This window comes from Parabacteroides sp. AM17-47, assembly GCF_003434625.1.
GTDB lineage: Bacteria > Bacteroidota > Bacteroidia > Bacteroidales > Tannerellaceae > Parabacteroides > Parabacteroides distasonis.
In genome coordinates, this window is the sequence record NZ_QTLI01000001.1 from 285,652 (window position 1) to 292,121 (window position 6,470).

Annotated in this window: 4 protein-coding genes and 1 pseudogene; 3 read left to right on the top strand and 2 right to left on the bottom strand. The window is 45.5% G+C overall.

Annotated elements, in window-relative coordinates; translation table 11 throughout:
• Positions 1–70 precede the first annotated feature (70 nt).
• The gene (locus tag DW205_RS01355; protein ID WP_008778274.1) at positions 71–1,315 is read right to left on the bottom strand and encodes a family 20 glycosylhydrolase; all 1,245 of its coding nucleotides are present in this window, start codon (positions 1,313–1,315) and stop codon (positions 71–73) included.
• 100 nt (positions 1,316–1,415) lie between these two features.
• On the opposite strand from DW205_RS01355, the gene DW205_RS01360 reads away from it, so the two are divergent.
• The 3 genes and pseudogenes from DW205_RS01360 to DW205_RS01370 form a co-directional block, all read left to right on the top strand.
• Positions 1,416–1,913 (top strand): hypothetical protein, encoded by a 498-nt coding sequence (locus DW205_RS01360; RefSeq protein WP_121963039.1) that lies wholly within the window; start codon positions 1,416–1,418, stop codon positions 1,911–1,913.
• A complete protein-coding gene (locus DW205_RS01365) occupies positions 1,910–2,821 on the top strand; it encodes a ThuA domain-containing protein (RefSeq protein ID WP_005868184.1) in 912 nt (303 codons plus the stop codon). The genes DW205_RS01360 and DW205_RS01365 overlap by 4 nt, the downstream gene beginning before the upstream one ends.
• 416 nt (positions 2,822–3,237) lie before the next feature.
• Positions 3,238–3,579: pseudogene (locus DW205_RS01370) on the top strand (excinuclease ABC subunit UvrA); the annotation flags it as partial.
• On the opposite strand, the gene DW205_RS01375 reads toward DW205_RS01370, so the two are convergent.
• Complete coding sequence (locus DW205_RS01375; protein WP_005868188.1) at positions 3,568–6,390, bottom strand: sugar-binding domain-containing protein; 2,823 nt, start codon at positions 6,388–6,390, stop codon at positions 3,568–3,570. The pseudogene DW205_RS01370 and the gene DW205_RS01375 overlap by 12 nt on opposite strands.
• Positions 6,391–6,470: the final 80 nt, after the last annotated feature.

The following is a 6,470-nucleotide window of genomic DNA, read 5'->3' on the forward strand; positions in this document are numbered from 1 at the left end:
ACGGCAAAGATCGATGAAATCCAGAGAAACTTTTGTAGATGGATTACAGGAATTATGACCTAAATTACATTCACCGATTCTCCAAGGCCTTATATTTCTCAATCAGTTTCTTGACCGTGACAGCGTCCGAGACCTCTTGCTTATAGGTAGTCGGGTTATAATAGGCCTCGAGGAAACTGTCTGCACCGGACCAGACTGTCTCGATAATTCCTTGGAAATGGCGAGACATTTCCGGATTTGAATGCTGGCGGAAATGGATCATATCATCTACCTGTTGAAGCGCTATCTGAGGTTTACGCCAAGGGCATGTAGCAACGTCGAAGCCTTTCATGGCAAAGTAAACAGCGGTTTGCTCGGCACGCTCATAATGCCAGTCGCAGATAAAAACATCTTTCGGGATCAAGTCGATCGCACGGTAGGTATTGTTCATGCTAGCTTCCCAAGCGCCGATCCCGGTAGTCTTGCCATCGATCAGGCGGTCTCCCCATATCATCAATCGTTTGCCTTGTGAGGCTAAGTGGTTTTGTATTTTAGTGACCTCACCGGCATATAACTCAGCCTTGTCATGTCCGCCACAACGGGCGCAACTATCATGTCCGATATAAAAGACCTCGTCCATCCCTGCATGGAATAATTGAGTCTCGAAAACATCCGTCAACTCGTCTACTAAAGCGAATACGATTTTATGTACTTCCGGATGAAGTGGGCAGTAACTTTTACAATAAAGCCCGTCTGAGTTGGGCCAACCCGTATAGTTCTTGGTATCCACGTGTGGCGTCTCGTCGAACTCCGGATACTCACGTAATAAAGCGTAGGTAGTCTCAGCCCATGATTGATGCCCCAAGAGATTGATCTGGGGAGCGATACGTATTCCGTTATCCCGGCAAACCTTTACGATCTTTTTCACATCCTCTCGTGTGAGTGGGGTCGGATCCCTCAGTTCTGGATGGGACTCATAGGCATAATTCCAGTCTACCCGTAGAATCAACAAGTTGAAATGACTGGGAGCCAGTTCCTCTTGGACGAACTTCAAGAATAGATCCAACTTCTGTGCGGATGGAGCGGCGATGGCCAAGCCTCGTACGGGCATGATACTATCTAAACGGTTTGTCTCTGATTGGGCGGAAACTTGGGCCGAACCTATAGCCCATATAAGCAAGAATAGTCCGATAATCTTTTTCATATAGTGATATGTTTTAATGTTTAAATTTTTAATTTGATGTACGCTTTCGAAGATCATCACGCACATCGTGACAGCCCGGAGGATGTCGATGGCTATGTTACGTTGCGTAAAATCTATTGGTTGATCGCTCATAATATATTTAGATTAAAGGTGAATTTAATACAAGACAAATATAATCAATAAGAGACATATCATTACATTTGTGCCTTATAAATATGAATAATAATTAAAAATGATAGACATGATAAGACAATTGATTTATTGGGTTCTCCTGCTTTTTGTTTGTATGGGTGCCCATGCCCAATTCCGGGTGACAGCCCATCAAGAGGGTTGGGACCGGATTCCTCCGCAAGCGCAAAAAGACGGCTTTTTGTTTCAACAATCCGTTTTAGCGAATATGGATGATGACACCGCTATGGAGGAGGTCATGCTTTTCGGGCGGGATAATGGGCATTACCCTACTTTCGACCTGTTTAAGTTTTATTACGTGATCGTGGATAATTATACGAGAGAGATCCAATATATATCGGATGAGATCTATGTGACAGATAAATATACGCTTACGGTGGAGGATCGCAATAATGACGGGATCTCCGAGTTATATATCGATTATTTCAAGGATGGGAAGTTTACGGTTGATGAGCGAGGATATAATTTGCGAACCACCCGTTGCTACGACCGTATCGAATGGAGCCCCGAGAGTGAAAAATTTAACCCCCAACAACCATGAGAAAGTATATCTATTTTATAGCGCTTATCTGTTGCGCCTTATCAGCCTCAACCTCTTACGCCCAGAAAAAGGTGATAAAAACGATGATGATCGCCGGGCAAGATGGCAGTCATTATTGGCGAGGTGCTTGCGAGGTCATGAAGCAGATCTTAGAGAACAGTGGAATGTTTAAGGTGGATTTCGTCTTTACCCCGGATTTCGGAGGAGATATAAATACCTTTAAGCCCGATTTCGCTAAATATAACTTGGTCGTTGTTAATTACGGAGGTGAAGTCTGGCCCGAGCCTGTCCAAAAAGCTTTCGAGAACTATGTAGCGGATGGTGGTGGGGTCGTGATTATCCATTCCTCCGTGGTACCTATGGCCGGTTGGAAAGCGTACAACGAGATAATCGGCATGGGAGCTTGGGAGGGGCGAAACGAGAAAGACGGTCCTTACCTGTATTGGAAAGAGGGCAAATATGTATACGATTATACACCCGGTTATGCGGGTTATCATGGCTTGCAGCATGAGACGATCCTAGAGCATCGTGCGCCGGAGCACCCTATTTTGAAAGGTCTGCCTATAAGATGGAAACATTTTAAGGACGAGATTTATACCCGCTTGCGTGGTCCGGTACGGAATGTGGAGATATTGGCTACCGCTTATGAGCGTGGACGCCATGAACCGTTGATGTGGACGGTGAAGTGGGGGAAGGGGCGTGTCTTTGTCGATCTGTTGGGGCATTGCGGCAATGACCCGAATATGATTTACTCGATGGAGTGTACGGGTTTTCAGGTAACCTTACTAAGAGGGGCTGAATGGGCAGCCACCGGGGAAGTGACGCAAGAGGCCCCTCGGGATTTCCCATTGGAAGATACCTGTACGCTCCGTCCGGAATTCAAGGCTCCTTTCCATGCGACGAATTAAATGCCTTAATAAGATGGTGTCTTTCGACAGAATAATCAAATTGACAAATTGTAAAGTTAAGTCCCGGAGAATCGTAATTCATATCTTATGGGTTGTTTGGGCTATCTCATAGGGTTACGATGGGGAAATGATAGGGTTATGATGCCTATTCATGACAGTTCATAACCCTATTCATGACTGCTTTCGATGCCCAACGTGACTATTGGCGTTGCCTAACACGACTAGTTGCGTAGGCTTTCATGACCTATCGTGTATAAAAAGCGGCCTTTTTGAGTAAAAAGCGCCATATATAGCTATCCTCTTTCCTCTACTTGGCAATCTCTCTCAAAAGGTTGTGTTACAAGATACGCCTTATATCTATTAAAAAGACAGGATTAGATCGTATATTTGTCATTCGTTCATTAAAGTCATTGGTTATGTCAAATCAAGAATATATCAAGATCGAGGGAGCTTATGAGAATAACTTGAAACATATCTCTCTGGATATTCCGAAGAAGCAAATCACTATATTCACCGGGGTCTCGGGTTCCGGAAAGTCTTCGTTGGTATTGGATACCATCGCCACCAGTTCACGCCGGGAGTTGAATGAGACGTTCTCCAGTTTCGTGCAGCAATACCTGCCCAAATATGGCCGTCCGCATGTAGACCGGATCGGGAATCTGCCGGTCGCTATCGTGATAGACCAGCGGAAGCCCGCTCCCAACGCCCGTTCTACGGTGGGGACTTATACGGATATCTATTCTCGCTTACTCGTCATACGAGATATTCCCTAATTCCTTAATCTTCGAATCTCCGACTTGATGCGTGAATAACTCGATCAATTGAGCGGGCGTTAATGTCATCTGAGGCGAGAACTCGGAGGAATCCATATAACTTAATAAGCTATGGTATAATTGACGGGCCTCCGGGTATTCTTGTTGGGTTTCCAAGTCTGTCATACAGATTAATAACTTGCCCGGGCCGACATTGAATTCTTGGATCATCCCTAATTTATGGTTACGCTCCACGTTATCGATCACTTGTACGATCGGCCTGTAATTATTCGGAAGCTGGTCTAGTATCAACGGATGGCTATTCTTTATCATCGTGAACCATTGCCAGTTTGTATGGAAATCCGTCGGGAAATGAGCGAAAACCGGATGAGAGGGATTCATTAATAATCCGAGGGTACCCGGAGAGACCGGTTTCTTTACCCATTCGCAGATGGACTTAAACATCCGGTAATTCCAGTAATCTGTCTGGAATAATCCTTCTACCGTCACGTTCTTGTAAGTCTTGGCATCCGGGAACCACAATACTTTCGCCCCGTTCGCCAATAAGTTCTCGGCCTGTTTATCCCATTTCTTAATAACATTGATATCCGTAGGGATTTGCACGTTATTATGTTCCGGATAAATCCATAACGGATAATGATTGTGATAATCCGTGCCCTCGATCGCCAGCCGTAAAGTATAGGTCTCAGCCTCTTGAATGGCAGGTAAAGCGATATTTAATGGGCCTACCTCGGCCAACGTACCTTGATTGATTTGCAGCGGTATGTTGTTTTGGGCGATTACTTGATCTTGACTATTCGTCAAGGTCCAAGTTAGATGTTTCCCTTTTAAAGTGGTAGGTGTATAGTTCGCTACCTTGATGGAGCCTTTGAGCGCCTCATTCCCAGAGTAACAGAATTTAGGTAGGAGAGCCAGTAATACGACATCATCGCAAGACTCTTTCCATTCCTTGGCGGTTATCAAGCCCTTATTATCCATAAAAGCGTCCAAGATACCGACTAACGCCGTGCCCTGTCCCGGATAATCCTGTAAATCCAATAATTGGAAGCCGGCCATTCCCGGAGTACGGAACGCCATTTCCATCTCGGCCCGGTAAAGTTGCGCCATCCATTTACCGGAAGCCTTGAAGAAATCATCCGCTTGTCCGGCCATACCGGACTCGCCCAGTCGTTTGCGGAATATCTCCAGATTCCAAGGTTTTAGTGCCCCGGTATATTTCTTGATTTCCTCATAATTCGGATAACATTGGAATTGCCCGGTCTCATGTCCGATGATAGGCAATGAACATTGTTCGATAGCGGATTCGAAATTCATGACCGAGTTTGGATAGGTATGGTTGATATAACCGCCATCCTCCGCATCTGCGAAAGAGAAGGAACCCCGGGTATGGTTGCTGAATACGTTAGCGCCGGGGACTCGACAGGTCGTGAAGTAATCGTCACCCGCCGCAGGGCCGTTGAAGCCTAGATAGTCATTCGATCCAGATGCGTATAAATGCCGTCCGTCCTCACTACGGAAACGGGCGATCATGTCTACCATCGCTTCTTGATCCCCGGAAAGCTCGTTGCCGATCGCCATCATGACGAAAGAGGCGTGATTCCCGTAAGCCTCCTGTATTTGTAATCCTTCTTTGGTGAGGAAATGGATCAAAGTGGTATCGCCCTTTTCCATCTTTCCCCAGAAAGGTAGTTCCGGTTGGAGGTAAAAACCTTCGATATCGGCCGCCTCGAAACAAGCTTTAGGAGGACACCATGAATGGAAACGGCAATGATTGATACCGTATTCCTTGGCGATGCGGAAATAGCGTCTCCATGCTGCGGTATCCATCGGTACATGGCCTGTAAGCGGAAATACGCAAGCATCGTGTTTTCCACGAAGGAAGGTGGTCAATCCGTTGATGTTGAATTGTGTTCCTTCTGCTTTGAAATCTCTTAATCCGAAAGTAGTACTTTGGCTATCTTGGATATTCTCTCCTTGGATGTTCGCGGTCAAGCGATACAGGGTAGGGGAGAACTCGCTCCATTCCAAGGCGTCATCACCCATCGGTATTTGGAATATGATCTCGTCTTGTTGAACTACGATATTCTTATTGAATTGGATATGGTGCTCTAAGCCTGTGTTGAAAGCCTCCATCTCTATTTGAACGGCGGCTACGATCATTTGCTCGAATGGATTTGAAAGCTTTATTTTTACGTCCACCGTTTTTTGATCCGCATGTGGATATACTTGTATCCGGCGGATATGGAATTGTGGACGGGCTTCCAATTTCAGGTCTCCGATAATACCGTTCCAGTTTGTCTGCGTGGATTCCGTATAAGCGTGTGAATTGTCCAATAATTGGGGCGGAACGCTCAAGCCGTTATCGACTAGAATGGTCAAGTGATGCTTCCCAGCTCGGAGATATGCGGACAGATCGTATTCTTGAGGGGTGGAAATATGGTCGGATGAACCGACATATATGCTATCTACCCATATTTGGGTCGGTTTTGTTCGCTCCAAGATTAACCAAATGCTCTTGCCTTCCCAATTCTCTGGAATCGTGATCTCTTTCTGATACCAAGCCTTACCTTGATAGCGGAAGGGCCTAGACAAATGAGTTGTCTCCTCCTTATCATTGTTAGGGTATCCTTTTTGGTTGGTGTCCGTGGTACCCGGTAATTGAACTTGCTCGGTGACATCTGTTGAATCCAATCGTAATTCCCAGCAACCGGCAAGCGATAATTCCTCTCTACTCTCTTTGGGAGTTTGGCATGCGAATAGCATGAGCATAAGTGGAATACTCCAAAATCTCTTCATGGTAATGTTTTTACTCTAAATATGGTTTACTTAATTAATAGTGTACAAAGGTAGTATTTTTGGCCTTTTTATTAAGGAGA

What these genes read in the sequence shown, in the direction of transcription:
- DW205_RS01355 (WP_008778274.1), bottom strand. Translation starts at nt 1,315, where the DNA reads ATGAGCGATCAACCAATAGATTTTACGCAACGTAACATAGCCATCGAC.
- DW205_RS01360 (WP_121963039.1), top strand. Translation starts at nt 1,416, where the DNA reads ATGATAGACATGATAAGACAATTGATTTATTGGGTTCTCCTGCTTTTT.
- DW205_RS01365 (WP_005868184.1), top strand. Translation starts at nt 1,910, where the DNA reads ATGAGAAAGTATATCTATTTTATAGCGCTTATCTGTTGCGCCTTATCA.
- DW205_RS01375 (WP_005868188.1), bottom strand. Translation starts at nt 6,390, where the DNA reads ATGAAGAGATTTTGGAGTATTCCACTTATGCTCATGCTATTCGCATGC.